The 17,229-nt window shown below is 70.6% G+C and carries 15 protein-coding genes, 1 tRNA gene and 1 pseudogene; 7 read left to right on the top strand and 10 right to left on the bottom strand.

The window, feature by feature from the left end:
* Window positions 1–45: 45 nt before the first annotated feature.
* The 4 genes from ACODT5_RS38080 to ACODT5_RS38065 all read right to left on the bottom strand — a co-directional run bounded on the left by ACODT5_RS38080 (window position 46) and on the right by ACODT5_RS38065 (window position 4,203).
* A complete protein-coding gene (locus ACODT5_RS38080; protein WP_422523572.1) occupies window positions 46–1,494 on the bottom strand; it encodes a DUF2252 domain-containing protein in 1,449 nt (482 codons plus the stop codon).
* A 44-nt stretch (window positions 1,495–1,538) separates the two neighbouring features.
* Window positions 1,539–2,198 (bottom strand): response regulator, encoded by a 660-nt coding sequence (locus ACODT5_RS38075; protein ID WP_422523571.1) that lies wholly within the window; start codon window positions 2,196–2,198, stop codon window positions 1,539–1,541.
* A gap of 8 nt (window positions 2,199–2,206) precedes the next feature.
* A complete protein-coding gene (locus ACODT5_RS38070; protein WP_422523570.1) occupies window positions 2,207–3,931 on the bottom strand; it encodes a sensor histidine kinase in 1,725 nt (574 codons plus the stop codon).
* Between the two features lie 189 nt (window positions 3,932–4,120).
* Window positions 4,121–4,203, bottom strand: a tRNA-Leu gene (locus ACODT5_RS38065).
* A gap of 292 nt (window positions 4,204–4,495) precedes the next feature.
* Between ACODT5_RS38065 and ACODT5_RS38060 the strand changes: the two genes are divergently transcribed.
* From ACODT5_RS38060 to pknB, 6 genes are all read left to right on the top strand, one after another.
* Window positions 4,496–5,350 (top strand): FhaA domain-containing protein, encoded by an 855-nt coding sequence (locus tag ACODT5_RS38060; protein WP_422523569.1) that lies wholly within the window; start codon window positions 4,496–4,498, stop codon window positions 5,348–5,350.
* A gap of 9 nt (window positions 5,351–5,359) precedes the next feature.
* Complete coding sequence (locus tag ACODT5_RS38055) at window positions 5,360–5,863, top strand: FHA domain-containing protein FhaB/FipA (protein WP_243331039.1); 504 nt, start codon at window positions 5,360–5,362, stop codon at window positions 5,861–5,863.
* 141 nt (window positions 5,864–6,004) lie between these two features.
* Window positions 6,005–7,480, top strand: coding sequence for a PP2C family protein-serine/threonine phosphatase (locus tag ACODT5_RS38050; protein WP_422523568.1), 1,476 nt, complete (start codon window positions 6,005–6,007; stop codon window positions 7,478–7,480).
* Window positions 7,481–7,511: 31 nt separating this feature from the next.
* Window positions 7,512–8,948, top strand: coding sequence for an FtsW/RodA/SpoVE family cell cycle protein (locus tag ACODT5_RS38045; protein WP_422523567.1), 1,437 nt, complete (start codon window positions 7,512–7,514; stop codon window positions 8,946–8,948).
* Window positions 8,945–10,411 (top strand): peptidoglycan D,D-transpeptidase FtsI family protein, encoded by a 1,467-nt coding sequence (locus tag ACODT5_RS38040; RefSeq protein WP_422523566.1) that lies wholly within the window; start codon window positions 8,945–8,947, stop codon window positions 10,409–10,411. Before ACODT5_RS38045 ends, ACODT5_RS38040 begins: the two co-directional genes overlap by 4 nt.
* 214 nt (window positions 10,412–10,625) lie before the next feature.
* Window positions 10,626–12,647, top strand: coding sequence for a Stk1 family PASTA domain-containing Ser/Thr kinase (gene pknB, locus ACODT5_RS38035; protein WP_422523565.1), 2,022 nt, complete (start codon window positions 10,626–10,628; stop codon window positions 12,645–12,647).
* 218 nt (window positions 12,648–12,865) lie between these two features.
* Here pknB and ACODT5_RS38030 read toward each other — a convergent pair whose 3' ends face one another.
* The 6 genes and pseudogenes from ACODT5_RS38030 to ACODT5_RS38005 all read right to left on the bottom strand — a co-directional run bounded on the left by ACODT5_RS38030 (window position 12,866) and on the right by ACODT5_RS38005 (window position 16,788).
* Window positions 12,866–13,582, bottom strand: coding sequence for a class E sortase (locus tag ACODT5_RS38030; protein WP_422523564.1), 717 nt, complete (start codon window positions 13,580–13,582; stop codon window positions 12,866–12,868).
* Window positions 13,583–13,592: 10 nt separating this feature from the next.
* A pseudogene (locus ACODT5_RS38025) lies at window positions 13,593–14,423 on the bottom strand (class E sortase); the annotation flags it as partial.
* Window positions 14,405–15,043, bottom strand: a complete 639-nt coding sequence (locus ACODT5_RS38020) for an aminodeoxychorismate/anthranilate synthase component II (protein WP_422523563.1) — start codon at window positions 15,041–15,043, stop codon at window positions 14,405–14,407. The pseudogene ACODT5_RS38025 and the gene ACODT5_RS38020, both read right to left, overlap by 19 nt.
* The gene (locus ACODT5_RS38015; RefSeq protein WP_266960486.1) at window positions 15,040–15,240 is read right to left on the bottom strand and encodes a hypothetical protein; all 201 of its coding nucleotides are present in this window, start codon (window positions 15,238–15,240) and stop codon (window positions 15,040–15,042) included. Before ACODT5_RS38015 ends, ACODT5_RS38020 begins: the two co-directional genes overlap by 4 nt.
* A gap of 65 nt (window positions 15,241–15,305) precedes the next feature.
* Window positions 15,306–16,043: a class E sortase gene (locus ACODT5_RS38010; RefSeq protein ID WP_422523562.1), complete on the bottom strand. Its 738-nt coding sequence runs from the start codon at window positions 16,041–16,043 to the stop codon at window positions 15,306–15,308.
* The gene (locus ACODT5_RS38005; RefSeq protein WP_422523561.1) at window positions 16,012–16,788 is read right to left on the bottom strand and encodes a DUF881 domain-containing protein; all 777 of its coding nucleotides are present in this window, start codon (window positions 16,786–16,788) and stop codon (window positions 16,012–16,014) included. Before ACODT5_RS38005 ends, ACODT5_RS38010 begins: the two co-directional genes overlap by 32 nt.
* 91 nt (window positions 16,789–16,879) lie before the next feature.
* Here ACODT5_RS38005 and crgA point away from each other — a divergent pair, with 91 nt between their 5' ends.
* The gene (gene crgA, locus ACODT5_RS38000) at window positions 16,880–17,134 is read left to right on the top strand and encodes a cell division protein CrgA (protein ID WP_250738676.1); all 255 of its coding nucleotides are present in this window, start codon (window positions 16,880–16,882) and stop codon (window positions 17,132–17,134) included.
* Window positions 17,135–17,229 lie beyond the last annotated feature (95 nt).

The following is a 17,229-nucleotide window of genomic DNA, read 5'->3' as shown; positions in this document are numbered from 1 at the left end:
GTGAAACATCCCGGCTGCGGGCCCGGGTCCCGGGCCCTAAGCCGCTCAGACCCCGGACTCCGCCGCGATCCGCCCCGACCGCACCGCCGCCACCAGCACCGCGTGGTCGGCCTCGCTCCGGTCGGCGTAGGCCACGGCGAAGCCGGCGACGGCCTCGTCCAGCTCGTCGCTCTTGCCGCAGTACCCGGACAGCAGCCGCGGATCCGCGCTGTGCGCGTGCGCCCGCGCCAGCAGGGCTCCGGTCATCCGCCCGTAGTCGTCGAACTGGTCGGCTGCCAGTGCCGCCGGGTCCACGCTGCCCTTGCGGTTGCGGAACTGGCGGACCTGGAAGGGCCGCCCCTCGACCGTCGTCCAGCCCAGCAGGATGTCGGAGACCACCTGCATCCGCTTCTGCCCGGCCACCACCCGGCGGCCCTCGTGCTCCTCCGGCGGGGAGACGAAGCCGAGCCCGGGCAGGTGCGGCAGCAGCACGGAGGGCCGGGCCTCCTTCACCTGGAGGACCAGCGCCTCACCCCGGTGGTCGAGCAGCAGCACCACGTACGAGCGGGTGCCGACGCTGCCCGTGCCCACCACCCGGAAGGCCACGTCGTGGATCGCGTACCGGGCCAGCAGCGGCAGCCGGTCGCCCTGCAGGGTCTCCAGGTACGGGCCCAGCGCGGCCGCCACGGCCGCCGCTTCCCCGTCCCCGACCCGGCGCAGCACGGGCAGCGCGTCCACGAAGGCCCGGCCCCCGTCGGGCGTGGGCTCGGTGGACTTGGCGGCGAACCGGGCGGAGGTGTTGTTGCGGGCCTTCTCCGAGACCCGCTCCAGGGTGCCCAGCAGGTCGCGGGCGTCGGTGTGCGAGACCAGCTCCTCGTCCGCGATCGCGTTCCACGCGTCGAGGGCCGGCAGTTTGGCCAGCAGGCGCATCGTGCGCCGGTAGGCGCCCACCGCGTCGTGCGCGGCCGCCCGGCAGGTGGCCTCGTCCGCACCGGCCACCCGGCCCGCCAGGACCAGCGAGGTGGCCAGCCGCTTGAGGTCCCACTCCCACGGGCCGAAGACCGTCTCGTCGAAGTCGTTGAGGTCGATGACCAGCCGGCCGCGCGCGTCCCCGTACAGGCCGAAGTTGGCCGCGTGGGCGTCGCCGCAGATCTGCGCACCGATCCCGGTGACGGGACCGCCGGAGAGGTCGTGGGCCATCAGCCCGGCCGCCCCGCGCAGGAAGGCGAAGGGGCTGGCTGCCATCCGGCCGACCCGTATCGGCGTGAGCTCGGCGACCCGCCCGACGTTGGACTCCTCCACCGCCCGCACCGCGTCCGGCCGGTCGGCAGGGGCCTCGAACCGCGCGTGCGCCGCCCGGGGCACCCGCGTCCGCAGCGCCTTGCCCGCCTCGCGGGGTGAAGCTGCGGGCGACCCCGCCGACGCACCCGCGTTCCGCGGAGCGAACCCCTCGACCACCGGGATCCGTACCTTCGACTCCGGTCCCACGCCACGCTCCTGCGCTACCGCCGCCATGCGCCCCGCCCCCTGATCGCCATCGGATTTCGGCCCGACGGTACCTAGAGCCCGGCGTCCCTGGCCAGCAGGGCCGCCTGTACCCGGTTCTCGCATTCCAGTTTCGCCAGGATCCGGCTCACGTACGTCTTCACCGTGGCCTCGCTCATGTGCAGCCGCCGCCCCGCGTCCGCGTTCGACAGCCCCTCCCCCAGCAGGGCCAGCACCCCGCGCTCGCGCTCGCTCAGTTCGGCGACCCGGCGGCGCGCCGCCTCGTCGCGGCCGGCCGTCCGGCCGGACGCGATCTGGTCCACCACGTGCCGGGTCGCCGCCGGGGACAGGTACGCGTCGCCCGACGCGGCCGCCCGTACGGCGCCGATGAGTTCGCCGGGCGCCGAGTCCTTCAGCAAGAACCCCGCGCCTCCGCCGCTCAGTGCCCGCAGCACGTTCTCCTTCTCCCCGAAGGTGGTCAGGATCAGCGCCCGCACCTCGGGCACCGCCCGCCCGAGCTCGGCCAGCGCCGTCAGCCCGTCCATCACCGGCATCTGGATGTCCAGCAGCACCACGTCCGGGCCGTGCGCCCGGGCCAGTTCCACCGCTTCCCGGCCGTTCGCCGCCTCGGCGACGACCTCGATGTCCGCCGCCGAGGTCAGGATCATCCTGATCCCGGCCCGGATCAGCGGTTCGTCGTCAGCGATCACCACGCGGATCACCTTGGTTGCCACCCCTGCTCCTACTGCTTGGCCTGGTACGCCTGCTTGTCGACGAGCTTGCCGTCCTTGAAGCAGAACCGGAAAACGCTGTCGCTGCCCAAGTCGCTGTCGTCGTCGGCGAGCAGGGCCAGGCACGTGGCGCCCTGCGGGCGCGGCGGCCCCTTCCGGTCGAGCCCCTCGGTCAGGATGCTGTCCCCGCTGGGCAGCCGCGACCGTACCGCGTCCTCCGGTTCGCCCACCTGGATGCCGTCGTACTCGTCCCGGCCGAGCGTCGCGTCGCTCACCGAGCCGACCAGCAGGGCCACCGCCGCCCCGATCACGATCAGCAGCACCACCAGGGCCGCGACCGCGATCCCGCAGCCCAGCGTCACTCCCCCGGACCGGCCGTTCCCGCTGAGCAGTTTCCGGTCGATCGCGGCCCAGTCCACCGGCTCCTGGGCGCCCCCCGCCATCCGGGCCCGCAGCTGCTGCCCGAAGTCGTCGGCGACGGCGCCCGCCCCGGTCCCCCCGGTCCCGTCGAACGCGGCCCCGTCGAACGCCGCCCCGGCCGGCAAGGTCCCGTACGGAAGCACCCCGGCCACCCGGAACCCGCCGTCCTCCGCGGCCCCCGCGTAGACCATGCCGCCGACCAGCCGGGCCCGTTCGCGCAGCCCGGTCAGCCCCTGCCCGCCGGACACCACCTCACCGGCGCCCGGCCCGGCGGCCGGGCCGTTGGCGATCTCCACCACCAAGGAGTCGTCCTCGTAGCGCAGTTCCACCGTGATGGGTGCGCCCGGCGCGTGCTTGTAGGCGTTGGTCAGCGCCTCCTGCGCGATCCGGTACGCCGCGTGGTCGCACGCCGCGACGAGCGGCCTGGGCTGTCCCGCGGTGGTGAGCCGTACGTCCGTCCCCGCGCTCCGCGCCGACTCCACGATCCCGGCGATGCCCGCCACCCCGCGCGCGGCGGGCTGCGCCTCCTCGACCGGCAGCGGCGCCTCCACCCCGTCCCGCAGGATGCCCACGACCTCGCGCAGCTCGTGCATGGCCGCGACCGAGGCCTGGCGCAGGACGCCCACGGCCTCCCGCTGCCGGTCGGTGAGCACCGGATCGACCTCCAGCGCACCGGTGTGCACCGAGATCAGCGCGAGCTGGTGTCCGAGGCTGTCGTGCATGTCCTGGGCAATGCGCTGGCGTTCGCGCAGCCGGGCCTGGCCCGCGACCATCGCCCGCTCCCGCAGCAGTTGGGCGTTGCGCTCCTGGAGGGCGCTCAGCAGCGTGTTGCGCTGGGACCAGTAGCGGCTGGCCAGACCGGGCATGACCACCGTGGCCAGGAACATCAGCGTGCTGAAGACGATCATCAGCACCGGCCGGCCCAGCGACCACTCCTTGACCAGGCCGAGGACGACCACCGCGACGAAGGCGGCGATGAAGGCACCGAGCGCCCTGCCGACGCCGACGATGCGCCGCCCCGCCGACCAGCCGAGGGGGATCGCCACGAGGAAGGCCCCGGGCAGGTACACCCCCACCACCGAGCCGGCCACGAGCGTGACCGCGGGCAGCCGCCGCCGCAGCAGGGTCAGCACCACCACGGACACGGCACTGGCCACCATCCGGACCGCGGAGCCCTTGTCGAGCTCCTCGACCCCCAGCCCGAGCAGCACCAGCACCCCGGCCAGCACGAGGTCCCCCACCAGCATCCGCCGGGTCCAGGGCTCGGGCCCCTTCACCCAGTCCCATCCCGCACGCACCCTCGCCGTCGCATCCACCCGGCCGACCCTAGACACCACCCCGCCCCCGGTCTGCCCACTTTGGTCGCGCCCCCCGCAACGAAAGTCTCCCGGCGCAGCGCGAACACCCCGCCGACCGACGACCCGAGACCCTCGTCACGCCCGCGTCCCGGGCACGACGAAGAGCCCCCGCTCCGGATCTCTCCGGAGCGGGGGCTCTCTCAACTGTGCGCGAGGGGGGATTTGAACCCCCACGTCCCGAAGGACACTGGCACCTGAAGCCAGCGCGTCTGCCGTTCCGCCACTCGCGCAAGTGGCTACCAGTGGTTCTTCCCTTGCGGGCCGTTCCCCTGGCGACATCGGAACATTAGCACGTCGGATGGGGTGGATTCACATCGCTTTTCGTGCTCTCCCGGGTCCCGCCGACGACCGCCCCTCCCGTACTCGGCCGCCGGTGCGGGACACTGTCCTCGGGGCGCCCCTACGATCGCTTGTGAGGACCAACACTCATGCGCACGTGACCGATGGGGAACCACCCGAATCCGCCATGCGTGGATACGATCAGTAAGCAGTACAGGGCGACAACGACGGAGGAGGTGCCCCATGGGAGTCCTGAAGCGGTTCGAGCAGCGACTCGAAGGTCTGGTGAACGGCACCTTCGCCAAGGTGTTCAAGTCCGAGGTCCAGCCGGTGGAGATCGCGGGCGCCCTCCAGCGCGAGTGCGACAACAACGCCACCATCTGGAACCGCGAGCGGACCGTCGTCCCCAACGACTTCATCGTGGAGCTGAGCACGGGCGACTACGAGCGCCTGAGCCCCTACTCGGGCCAGCTCGGCGACGAGCTCGCGGGCCTCGTCCGCGACTACGCCAAGCAGCAGCGCTACAGCTTCATGGGGCCCATCAAGGTCCAGCTGGAGAAGGCCGACGACCTGGACACCGGGCTCTACCGGGTCCGCAGCCGCACGCTCGCCTCCAGCACCTCCCAGTCCCCCGGCCAGCACGGTCAGGGCCAGGGGCAGGCCCAGCAGGCCCCCCCGGCCCAGCCCGGCGGCTACGGATACCCTCCGACCGCCGCGCCGCCCATGCCCCCCGGACCGCCCCCGGGCGGTCCCGGTGCGCGCCGGCCGGCCCCCGGCGGACCGGGTGGACCGGCCCCCGTGCCCACCGGCGGCGCCGTCCGGCGCCACTGGATCGAGATCAACGGCACCCGCCACCAGATCTCGCGCCCTACGCTCGTACTCGGCCGAAGCACCGAAGCCGACGTGCGGATCGACGACCCCGGCGTATCGCGCCGGCACTGTGAGATCCGGACCGGAACGCCCTCGACGATCCAGGATCTCGGGTCCACCAACGGCATCGTGGTGGACGGGCAGCACACCACCCGCGCTACGCTCCGCGACGGTTCGCGGATCGTCGTGGGATCCACCACCATCATTTACCGGCAAGCCGAAGGGTAAGCGGGGGCAATGTCAGAGCTGACCCTGACGGTCATGCGGTTGGGTTTCCTGGCCGTTCTGTGGCTGTTCGTCATCGTGGCCGTCCAGGTCATCCGCAGCGATCTCTTCGGTACGAGAGTCACGCAGCGCGGTTCCCGACGCGGCGGGGGCGCTTCCGGCGCCCCGACGCAGCAGGGCCGCCAGCCGGCGGCCCCACCGCAGCAGCGCCAGCGCCGCGGTGCGCCCACCAAACTCGTCGTCTCCGAGGGCACCCTCACGGGCACCACGGTGGCCCTCGCCGGCCAGACGATCACGCTGGGCCGCGCCCACGACTCCACGATCGTGCTGGACGACGACTACGCCTCCAGCAGGCATGCCAGGATCTACCCCGACCGTGACGGCCAGTGGATCGTCGAGGATCTCGGGTCCACCAACGGCACGTATCTCGACCGGACCCGGCTGACCACCCCGACGCCCATTCCGCCGGGCGCCCCGATCCGCATCGGCAAGACCGTCATCGAGCTGCGGAAGTAGTACGAGAATGAGCGAGCGGAGCGAGCGAGCCGCAGCGGCCGGTCCCACCGGGGACACGGACCCGAGCGCGCTCCAGGCCGGAGGGTGGGCAGTGTGGCTCGAGACCGGTTGTACCCCGAGGCGTCGACAGGGCAGGTGCGCATGAGTCTGTCCCTGCGGTTCGCCGCCGGATCGCACAAGGGCATGATCCGCGAGGGCAACGAGGACTCCGGCTACGCCGGTCCCCGTCTCCTCGCGATCGCCGACGGCATGGGCGGCCAGGCCGCCGGTGAAGTCGCCAGCTCCGAGGTGATCTCCGCCCTCGTGCAGCTCGACGACGACGTCCCGGGCTCCGACATGCTCACCGCGCTCAGCACCGCCGTGCAGCGCGCCAACGACCAGTTGCGCGTCATGGTCGAGGAGGACCCCCAGCTGGAGGGCATGGGCACCACGCTCACCGCCCTGCTCTGGACGGGACAGCGCCTCGGCCTGGTCCACGTCGGCGACTCCCGCGCCTACCTGCTCCGCGACGGCGTCCTCACGCAGATCACCCAGGACCACACCTGGGTGCAGCGCCTCGTCGACGAGGGCCGGATCACCGAAGAGGAAGCCACCACCCACCCGCAGCGCTCCCTGCTGATGAGAGCCCTGGGCAGCGGCGACATCGTCGAGCCCGACCTCTCCATCCGCGAGGTCCGGGTCGGTGACCGCTACCTGATCTGTTCCGACGGGCTCTCCGGCGTGGTCTCCCACCAGACCCTGGAAGAGACCCTCGCCGACTACCACGGCCCCCGCGAGACCGTGGCCTCGCTCATCCAGCTCGCGCTGCGCGGCGGCGGCCCCGACAACATCACCTGCATCGTGGCCGACGTCCTCGACACCGACAGCGGCGACACCCTTGCCGCGCAGGTCAACGACACCCCGGTCGTCGTGGGCGCGGTCGCCGAGAACCAGCACCACCAGCTCTTCGACGGCGGCAACGCCATGCAGACGCCGGCCGGCCGCGCCTCCGGGCTCGGCCGTCAGAGCCCCCCGCCCGCCGGCGCCTTCGGGCCCCCCGGCAGCGGCGAGGCCCCGGGTTACGGCGGTTACGGTGCCCAGGGACAGGGCGGCGGAGCCGACGCGTACGGAAGCTTCGGCGACCCCGACCCGTACGACGCGGACTCGGAGTACGAGGACACGTACGACCACCCGCGCAGGCACCGCGGCAAAGGGCGCAAGTGGACCACGCGCACGCTGACGCTGCTCGTGGTCCTCGGTGTCATCGGCGGTGGCCTGTACGCGGGCTACCGCTGGACCCAGACGCAGTTCTACGTCGGGGTCAAGGACGAGCACGTCGCACTCTTCCGCGGGATCAGCCAGAAGCTGGGGCCGCTGGAGCTCTCCAAGGTGGAGACCGACCGCCCCGACATCGAACTGAAGTACCTGCCGAGTTTCAAGCGCAAGCAGGTCGTGGACACGATCAGCGAAGGCAGCCTCGACACCGCCCGTACGAAGATCGACGAGCTGGGCACCCAGACCTCCGCGTGCAAGAAGGACGAGGAGCGGCGTGCCGCCGAGGCCCAGGGCAACCAGACGCCCGGCCCCGTCCTGACTGCCGCCGAGCAGCAGGTCGTCAACCTGTGCGAGAAGCAGTAGACATACGCGGGCACAGGGGGCCCGCCACACCATGAGCGTTGTCACCAACACGACCACCATCGGCGCCATCGAGCTGCCGAGCCGGCGGAACACCGAGCTCCTGCTGCTCGCCTTCGCCGTGGTCATCACGATGTTCGCCTACGCCAACGCGGGACTGTCGATCCACGGGAAGCTGCCCCCGGGCATGTTCGCCTACGGACTCGGCCTCGCCGTCCTGGCGGGCATCGCCCACTTCGTCGTACGGCGCTACGCCAAGTACGCCGACCCGCTGCTGCTGCCGATCGCCACGCTCCTCAACGGGCTGGGCCTCGTCCTGATCTGGCGACTGGACCAGTCCGAGCGCCTGCAGAACCTGGCGAAGCGGTCCTTCGGCGCCTTCTCCGAGTCGTCCCCCCGCCAGATGATGTACACGGCGCTCGGCATCGCCCTGTTCACCTGCGTGCTGCTGTTCCTCAAGGACCACCGCATCCTGCAGCGGTTCACCTACATCTCGATGGTCGCGGCCCTGGTGCTGCTCCTCCTGCCGCTCGTCCCCGGCCTCGGCACGAACGTCTTCGGCGCCCAGATCTGGATCCGCGTCGCCGGATTCTCCATCCAGCCCGGCGAGTTCGCGAAGATCGTCCTCGCGGTGTTCTTCGCCGGCTATCTGATGGTCAAGCGCGACGCCCTGGCCCTGGCCTCCCGCCGGTTCATGGGGCTCTACCTGCCTCGCGGCCGCGACCTCGGCCCGATCCTGGCGATCTGGGCGGTGAGCCTGCTCATCCTGATCTTCGAGAACGACCTCGGCTCCTCGCTGCTGTTCTTCGGCATGTTCGTGATCATGCTGTACGTGGCCACCGAGCGGACCAGCTGGATCATCATCGGCCTGCTGATGTCGGTCGGCGGCGCCGTCGTGGTCGCCGGCTTCTCCAGCCACGTCGGAGCCCGGGTCAGCGCCTGGCTGGACCCCTTCGGCTGCTGGCAGAAGATGGGCGCCGACGCCGGAGCCTGTGAGCAGATCGCCCAGTCGATCATGAGCTTCGGTTCCGGCGGGGTCCTCGGCACCGGCTGGGGACAGGGCCACTCCGACCTCATCCTGTTCGCCGCCAACTCCGACTTCATCTTCTCCACCGTCGGCGAGGAACTCGGGCTCGCCGGGGTCATGGCCTTCCTGCTGCTCTACGGCCTGATCATCGAGCGCGGCGTGCGCACCTCCCTCGCAGCCCGCGACCCCTTCGGCAAGCTCTTCGCGATCGGCCTCTCCGGCGCCTTCGCACTCCAGGTCTTCGTGGTCGCCGGCGGAGTCATGGGCCTCATCCCCCTGACCGGCATGACCATGCCCTTCCTCGCGGCCGGCGGCTCGTCCGTGCTCGCGAACTGGATCCTCATCGCCGTCCTCATCCGGATCAGCGACACCGCACGCCGCCCTGCCCCGGCCCCGGCACCGTCCCCCGACTCCGAGATGACCCAGGTGGTCCGCCCGTCATGAACAAGCCCCTGCGCCGCATCGCGATCTTCTGCGGGCTGCTCGTCCTGGCACTGCTCGTGCGGACCAACTGGCTCCAGTACGTCAAGGCCGAGGAGCTGAGCACCCGCAAGGAGAACCGGCGGGTCCAGATCGCCCAGTACGCCACCGAGCGCGGCAACATCATCGTCGACGGCAAGCCGATCACCGGCTCCGCCGTCACCGACGGCAGCGACTACAAGTTCAAGCGGACCTACATCGACGGTCCGCTCTGGGCCCCCGTGACCGGCTACGCCTCGCAGGCCTTCGGCTCCACGCAGCTCGAGTCCCTCGAGGACGGCATCCTCACCGGCAACGACGACCGGCTCTTCTTCGACCGCACCATCGGCATGTTCACCGGCGAGAAGAAGCAGGGCGGCAACGTCGTCACGACGCTCAACGCCGCCGCCCAGCAGGCCGCCTTCAAGCAGCTCGGCACCAAGAAGGGCGCCGTAGCCGCGATCGACCCGCGCACCGGCGCGATCCTCGCCCTGGTCAGCACCCCCTCGTACGACCCCTCGGCCTTCGCGGGCAACTCGAAGGCCGACGAGAAGGCCTGGGTCGAGCTCAAGGACAGCGAAGACAAGAAGCTGGTCAACCGCGCCCTGCGCGAGACCTACCCGCCCGGCTCCACCTTCAAGGTGGTCACCGCCGCCGCGGCCCTGGAGCACGGTGTCGTCACCGACATCAACGCACCGACCGACACCGAGGACCCGTACATCCTCCCGGGCACCAAGACCGAGCTGATCAACCACGCCCCCGGTTGCGGCAAGGCGAGTCTCAACGAAGCCATGCGCGTCTCCTGCAACTCCGTCTTCGCCAACATGGGCGACAAGGTGACGCGGGACAACATGGTCAAGACCGCCGAGAAGTTCGGCTTCAACAACGACAAGATCGACACCCCGGTCCGCGCCTTCGCCAGCGTCTACGACAAGACCATGGGCCGGGACGGCAACGCCCAGAGCTCCATCGGCCAGTTCAACACCGCGGCCACCCCGCTGCAGATGGCCATGGTCACCGCCGCCATCGCCAACAACGGCAAGCTGATGAAGCCGTACATGGTCAACCAGCTGGAGTCGCCCGGTCTCGACATCGTCGAGAAGCACGAGCCGGAGGAAATGAGCCGTCCCCTCTCCGTCGAGAACGCGAAGAAGGTCCGGGACATGATGGTCAACGTCGTCGAGACCGGCACCGGCGGCAAGGCCAGGATCAAGGGCACCGTCGTCGGCGGCAAGACCGGCACCGCCCAGCACGGCGAGGGCAACAAGAAGCGCCCGTACGCCTGGTTCATCTCCTACGCCGAGAACCCCGACGGCAGCTCGCCGGTCGCCGTGGCCGTCGTCATCGAGGACAGCGAGGCGGACCGCGAGGACATCAGCGGCGGCGGCCTCGCCGCCCCGGTCGCCAAGGCCGTCATGGAAGCCGTGCTCAAGAGCAACAAGGGGTAACGGGCGGGGCCCGGGGCCACGCGAGAGCCTCCAGGGGCACAAAATTGTGATCCGGGTCACCATTCCCGCCCGGATCCGCGCGTACGGTACCGGTCCGGTATCAGCCGGTGGTCACGAACCGATCACCGACGATCGGCCGGTAGCCTTTGCGCGAACAGAGCACACCGCCGGACCACACCGGAGCGGTCGGGACTGACGGAGAGGGCTGCACGTTATGGAAGAGCCGCGTCGCCTCGGCGGCCGGTACGAGCTGAGCCACGTGCTCGGCCGTGGTGGCATGGCCGAGGTCTACCTCGCCCACGACACCCGGCTCGGCCGTACCGTCGCCGTCAAGACCCTGCGCGCAGACCTCGCCCGCGACCCGTCCTTCCAGGCGAGGTTCCGCCGCGAGGCCCAGTCGGCCGCATCGCTCAACCACCCGGCGATCGTCGCCGTGTACGACACCGGCGAGGACTACGTCGACAACATCTCCATCCCGTACATCGTGATGGAGTACGTCGACGGCTCGACCCTGCGCGAGCTCCTGCACTCCGGCCGCAAACTGCTGCCCGAGCGCACCCTGGAGATGTGCATCGGCATCCTCCAGGCGCTGGAGTACTCGCACCGCGCCGGCATCGTGCACCGTGACATCAAGCCCGCCAACGTCATGCTCACCCGCACCGGCCAGGTCAAGGTCATGGACTTCGGCATCGCCCGCGCCATGGGCGACTCCGGCATGACCATGACGCAGACCGCCGCCGTCATCGGCACCGCCCAGTACCTCTCCCCGGAGCAGGCCAGGGGCGAGCAGGTCGACGCGCGCTCCGACCTCTACTCGGCCGGCTGCCTGCTGTACGAGCTCCTCGCCGTCCGGCCGCCGTTCATCGGCGACTCCCCGGTCGCGGTCGCCTACCAGCACGTACGGGAAGAGCCCCAGCCCCCGTCGAACTTCGACTCCGAGATCACGCCCGAGATGGACGCGATCGTGTTGAAGGCGCTGGTCAAGGACGCCGACTACCGCTACCAGTCCGCCGACGAGATGCGCGCCGACATCGAGGCCTGCCTCGACGGCCAGCCCGTCGCGGCCACCGCCTCCATGGGCGCCGCCGGCTACGGCTACCCCGACCAGGGCCACGGCTACGGACACCAGGGCTACGACCAGCCCACCACCGCCCTGCGCACCACCGACCCGAACCAGACCTCCATGCTCCCGCCGATGCCCCCGGGCGACGGCGGCTACGGATACGGGGACCAGGGCGGCTACGACCAGGGCGGCCGCGGCCGCCGCCCGCAGAAGAAGAGCAAGGCCTCCACGATCCTGCTGGTCACCGCCGGCATCCTCGTGCTGGTCGGCGCGATCCTGATCGGGCGCACCCTCACCGAGCCCAGCGCCGACAACCGGCCCGCGGTCCCCAAGCTCATCGGCGAAACCCTGGAAACGGCCAAGGCCAACGCGATCAACGTCGGTCTCGTCGTCCAGCAGGACGGGGAGATGCCCTGCGAGACGGCGCCCAAGGGCAGCGTCTGCGAGCAGAGCCCGGCCGAGGGCACCAAGGTCGAGAAGAACTCCCCGATCAAGGTGAAGGTCTCCACCGGCGCACCCAAGGTCGTCGTACCGGACGTCCTCTTCATCCCCTTCGAGACCGCGGAGAAGACCCTCAAGGACAAGGGCTTCCAGGTCACGAAGAAGACGGACGAGTCCGAGCGGTCGCCCGGCACCGTCCTGGAGCAGGACCCGAAGGGCGGCGGTGAGGTCGAGCGGGGCACCAGCATCACGCTGACGGTGGCCAAGGAGATCTCCAAGGTGACCGTCCCGGACCTGACCGGCAAGAGCCAGGCCGACGCCTCGAAGGCCCTGCAGGCCCTCAAGCTGAAGCTCGGCAGCATCACGGAGGTGGACGCGCCCCCGGGCACGGCCCCCCAGTCGGTCGTCAGCCAGGACCCCCTCCCGAGCAGCTCGGCCGAAGTCGGCTCGACGGTCAACATCTCGGTCGCCAAGGCGGTCCAGCAGATCCAGGTCCCGAACCTGGTCGGCAAGACCATCAACCAGGCCAGGGCCGAGCTCGCCGCGAACGGCCTGGCCTTCGGATCCGTCCTGTCGGGCTCCTCCGACGGCAAGGCGAGGATCCTGAGCACGGACCCGCCGATCGGCAGCACGGTGGCCCCGAACACGCCGATCAACGTGAACACGGTGCCCGACAACCAGCAGAACGGCGGCAACGACGGCGGCGGCTTCTTCGGAGGCCTCGGCAACTAGCCGGCGGAACGCGCAACGCAGCGGGTCCGGCCCCTCTCTTGAAGAGGGACCGGACCCGTTCCGTTTGAAAGCTCCGGGGCGCGGCCCGTCACCCACGGCACATCGAGCCCCTGTGGCCCTGTACGCGGCCGCCTGCGCCTCATCCCCGAGTCCCTGGCCCATCGCCACCCAGGGGGCGTCACGGCCGTCCACAGGGGGCTTCTGGCGGCCCGGAGCTCTCAGCGCAGCTCCGCCGGGAGGTTCCGCTTCGCGTCGACCTTCTCCGTGCGGACCAGCTCGCCCCACACGATGTAGCGGTACTTCGAGGTGTACACGGGCGTGCAGGTCGTCAGGGTGATGTAGCGGCCCGGCGCCGTGCGGCCCGACTCCTTGGGGACCGGGCTGATCGAGTCCACGTTGTACTTCGAGGTCTGGCTCAGTTCGGCGAAGACCTTGTAGACGTACCAGGTGTCGCGGGTCTCGAAGACGAGCGCGTCGCCGTTCTTCAGCTTGTCGATGTTGTGGAACTTGGCCCCGTGCCCGTCGCGGTGGGCCGCCAGCGCGAAGTTGCCCGCCGGGTCCCACGGCAGCGCCGACTTGACCGGCTCCGTGTAGTAGCCGGCGACGCCGTCGTTGAGGACCTCCGAGCTGGTGCCCCGCTTGACCAGCACCTCGCCGTTCTTCATCGCCGGCACGTGCAAGAAGCCGATCCCGCCCTGGGTGTCCAGCGCCCCTGGCGCCGCGGCCGTCGCCGGGGAGGGCGCCGCCCGGTCCCACTGCTCGCGCACCGCGTCCCCGCGCGCGGAAGCGTCCCGGTCCGCCAGGACGTTCGTCCACCACAGCGAGTACGCCACGAACAGCCCGAGCACCAGTCCCACGGTGATCAGGACCTCGCCCAGCAGGCTCAGGAACCCCGCGACGGCACTGCGGTGCGGGGGCGGTGCGGCACGTGACACTGCGGATCCTCTACGGGCTGGTCAGCTCGGGCGGAGCACCCTGGCTGCGGGGGCGTTCAGCGGTCATCCTGCCCCATACGATCAGCCGGTAGGTGCTGGTGAATTCCGGGGTGCAGGTGGTCAGCGTGATGTACCGGCCCGGGGCGGTGAATCCCGATCCGGCCGGCACCGGCTTGATCACGGACACGTTCGACGGCGGGGTCTGCGCGAGCTGCGCGCTCGTCTCGTACGTGTAGTACGCGTCCCGCGTCTCCACCACGATCTTGTCCCCCGGCACCAGCCGGTTGATGTAGCGGAACGGTTCTCCGTGCGTGTTCCGGTGGCCCGCCAGCGCGAAGTTGCCCTGTGCGTCGGCCGGCATCCCGGTCGCGAGCGGCGCCTCGGAGTAGTGGCCGACCATGCCCTTGTCGAGCACCTTCGGCTTGCTCGTCCCCTCCGCGACCGGCACCTTCACGTCCAGCTTCGGGATGTACAGGATGGCGAAGCCCTGGCCCGGCTCGAAGGCCGCGGCCACCGGCGGAGCGGCCGCGCCGGCCGGCTCGCGGTCCCAGTGCTGGAGCAGGGAGCCGGCCGCGTCATCGGCCGTCCGGCTCGCCAGGAAGTTGGTGTACCAGAGCTGGTAGCCGACGAAGAGCAGCATCACCAGGCCCAGCGTGATGAACAGCTCCCCCGCGAGCCTGCTGACGACCACCACCGGCCCGCCCGAGGCCGGCCGCCTGCGCCGCCGGCCCCGGCCGCGCGTGCGCGCACGCTTCTCGGCCGCCTGTGCCGCCCTGCGTCGCGCTGCCCGGCCCTCGGTGGGCGCGGACGGCGCGAGCGCCGTCACGCGACGGCCTTGCCCACCACCGGGGCGAGCCCCACCGAGCGCTGCACCGCGCCCGCGTCACCGCAGCGCACCAGCCAGTTCGCGAGCATCCGGTGACCCCACTCGGTCAGCACGGATTCGGGGTGGAACTGCACGCCCTCGACGTCGTGCTCGCGGTGGCGCAGGCCCATGATGATCCCGTCCTCGGTGCGCGCCGTGACCTCCAGCGTGTCCGGGAGGGTCTGCGGCTCGGCCGCGAGGGAGTGGTACCGGGTCGCGGTGAAGGGCGAGGGAAGTCCCTCGAAGACGCCGAGGCCCTCGTGGAGCACCGGCGAGGTCTTGCCGTGCAGGAGTTCCGGAGCCCGGCCGACGACGCCTCCGTAGGCGACGGCCATCGACTGCATGCCGAGGCAGACGCCGAAGACCGGTACGCCCGTGTCGGCGCAGTGGCGGACCATGTCCACGCAGACGCCGGCCTCTTCGGGCGTCCCCGGGCCCGGGGACAGCAGGACGCCGTCGAAGCCGTCCTGGGCGTGGGCGAGCTCGACCTCGTCGTTGCGCAGCACCTCGCACTCGGCGCCGAGCTGATAGAGGTACTGGACCAGGTTGAAGACAAAGCTGTCGTAATTGTCGACAACCAGAATGCGCGCGCTCACGGAGTCGCTCCCGATCCCTCGTCCACCGTCACATCGTTGAACGGAAGCAGCGGCTCGGCCCACGGGAAGACGTACTGGAACAGCACGAACACCACCGCGAGCACCAGCACGAGGGAGATCGCGACGCGTACCCACGCGTTGCCCGGCAAATGCCGCCAGATCCAGCCGTACATGCCGCCTGTGTCCTTTTCGTCCACGATCGTTCAACGCACCGCAGGGGCGGTACGTCCACAGCCTAAAGCCACCCGCCCGGCGCGGAGGGTCACCTTGCCAAACCCTCCGGTACACCCTGTGCGAGGCTCCGCGTACCGGTCAGTTCGGCCCAGACCACGAGCCGGTGGCTGTGGCCCCATTCCGGGTCGCAGGTGGTCAGCGTCAGGTACTTGCCCGGCCCGGTGAAGGGCGAGCGGCTCGGCACCGGATCCACCACGCCGACCTCCGTGGGGAGCGTGCGCAGCGCCTCGGCGCGGACGGTGTACGTGTACCAGCCGGCGGCGTCCTTGAGGATCACCAGGTCGCCGGGGCGCAGCTTGGGGATGTCCTTGAAGGGGTCCCCGTACGTGCGCCGGTGCCCGGCCACCGCGAAGTTCCCGGTGCCGCCGAGCCGGGCCGTGCCGGCGTAGTGGCCCAGGCCCTTCTTCAGCAGCTCCGTGCCCGTGCCCTCCAGGACCGGCTTGTTCCAGCGCGGGCCGAAGCGCGGTACGTACATCTCGGCGAAGGCCCGGCCCGGCGGGTACGCGGCGGTCTCGGGCGCGGCCGGGGCGGCCGACGGCACGGGCTGCGGGGCGGCCGCGGGCGCCGCGGACCAGGCGTCCCTCATGCGGGCCATCTCCCCGTCCATGGCCTGGTCGGCCTTGACCCCGGTCCACAGCAGTACGTAGACCACGAAGAGCACGATGAGCGAGCCCGCGGTCAGGCACACCTCGCTGAACGTCCGTACCAGCAGGCGCGGCACGTCGACGTTGCGGTCACGGCGTGGCGGACTCCAGCGGCTTCGCATAGTGGAGGTCCACTGTGCCGGAGTAGCCCGGCAGTGTCAGCGCCTTGTGCTCGTCCACTTTCCAGCCGAGCCCGTACGCGTTCACGTACAGCTGGTAGTTCTGCAGCGCCGGGGAGGCCGCGAGGGCCTTCTTCAGCGCGCCGGGGTCGCCGACCGCCGACACCTTGTACGGGGGCGAGTACACCCGGCCCTGGAGGATCAGGGTGTTGCCCACGCAGCGCACGGCGCTGGTGGAGATCAGCCGCTGGTCCATGACCTGGATGCCCTGGGCGCCGCCCTGCCACAGCGCGTTCACCACGGCCTGGAGGTCCTGCTGGTGGATCACCAGGTCGTTGGGCTGCGGCTCGGGCACGTTGGGGATGCGGGCCGTGGCGTTCGGGGGCGCGTCGTTCAGGGTGACCGTGACGGCCTTGCCGGTGACCGCTTCGGTACCGGAGGCGGCGCGCAGGGCGGCCAGCTTGGCGTCCTCGGCCTTGGTGCTCCCGTGCTCGCGGTCGGCGAGGGCGTCGACCTGGCCGCGGGCGGTGGCGGTGCTCTTCTCCAGCTCCAGATTGCTCTGGCTGCGCTCCTGGATCAGGTCGGACAGCTTGAGGAGCGAGGCGTCCGTCCGGATGTTCGTACCCTTGGAGGTGTTGAAGCTGGTGACGAAGATCAAGCCGGCCAGGGCGAAAACGGCGGCCGTGAGCAGCCGGACCGGTCTGGCACGGCGACGGGGACCCGCGGAGGAGTCGTCGGAATTGCTCAACGTACCCTTCTCCTTCAACGCCACAGGTCCACTACGCTAACGGACGCCCGGGGCAGGCAAGGTCCCCAGCCCATCGACAGGAGAGCCCCTCGTGCCGAAGTCACGTATCCGCAAGAAGGACGACTACACGCCGCCCCCCACGCGGACGCCGCAGTCGATCAAGCTGACGAACCGCAACTGGGTCGCCCCGGTCATGCTGGCGTTCTTCTTGGTCGGCCTGGCATGGATCGTCGTTTTCTATCTGTCCGAGACCCAGCTTCCGATCGAAGCCCTCGGAAATTGGAACATTGTGGTCGGATTCGGCTTCATTGCGGCAGGATTCGGCGTCTCCACGCAGTGGAAGTAGCCCGGCTCCGCAAGCTCTCCCCATGAGTTATCCACAGCGTCATCCACACCTGAGGAAAAGACAGAAGATCTGTGGATAACTCTGTGGAGAGTTGA

The organism is Streptomyces tatrensis, from assembly GCF_049310065.1.
Taxonomy (GTDB): Bacteria; Actinomycetota; Actinomycetes; order Streptomycetales; family Streptomycetaceae; genus Streptomyces.
This window is presented reverse-complemented; position numbering and strand designations above follow the sequence as displayed.

Coding starts and splice junctions, on each gene's coding strand:
- ACODT5_RS38080 (WP_422523572.1), bottom strand. CDS start 1,494: ATGGCGGCGGTAGCGCAGGAGCGTGGCGTGGGACCGGAGTCGAAGGTA.
- ACODT5_RS38040 (WP_422523566.1), top strand. CDS start 8,945: ATGAACAAGCCCCTGCGCCGCATCGCGATCTTCTGCGGGCTGCTCGTC.
- ACODT5_RS38055 (WP_243331039.1), top strand. CDS start 5,360: ATGTCAGAGCTGACCCTGACGGTCATGCGGTTGGGTTTCCTGGCCGTT.
- ACODT5_RS38045 (WP_422523567.1), top strand. CDS start 7,512: ATGAGCGTTGTCACCAACACGACCACCATCGGCGCCATCGAGCTGCCG.
- ACODT5_RS38050 (WP_422523568.1), top strand. CDS start 6,005: ATGAGTCTGTCCCTGCGGTTCGCCGCCGGATCGCACAAGGGCATGATC.
- ACODT5_RS38060 (WP_422523569.1), top strand. CDS start 4,496: ATGGGAGTCCTGAAGCGGTTCGAGCAGCGACTCGAAGGTCTGGTGAAC.
- ACODT5_RS38010 (WP_422523562.1), bottom strand. CDS start 16,043: ATGCGAAGCCGCTGGAGTCCGCCACGCCGTGACCGCAACGTCGACGTG.
- pknB (WP_422523565.1), top strand. CDS start 10,626: ATGGAAGAGCCGCGTCGCCTCGGCGGCCGGTACGAGCTGAGCCACGTG.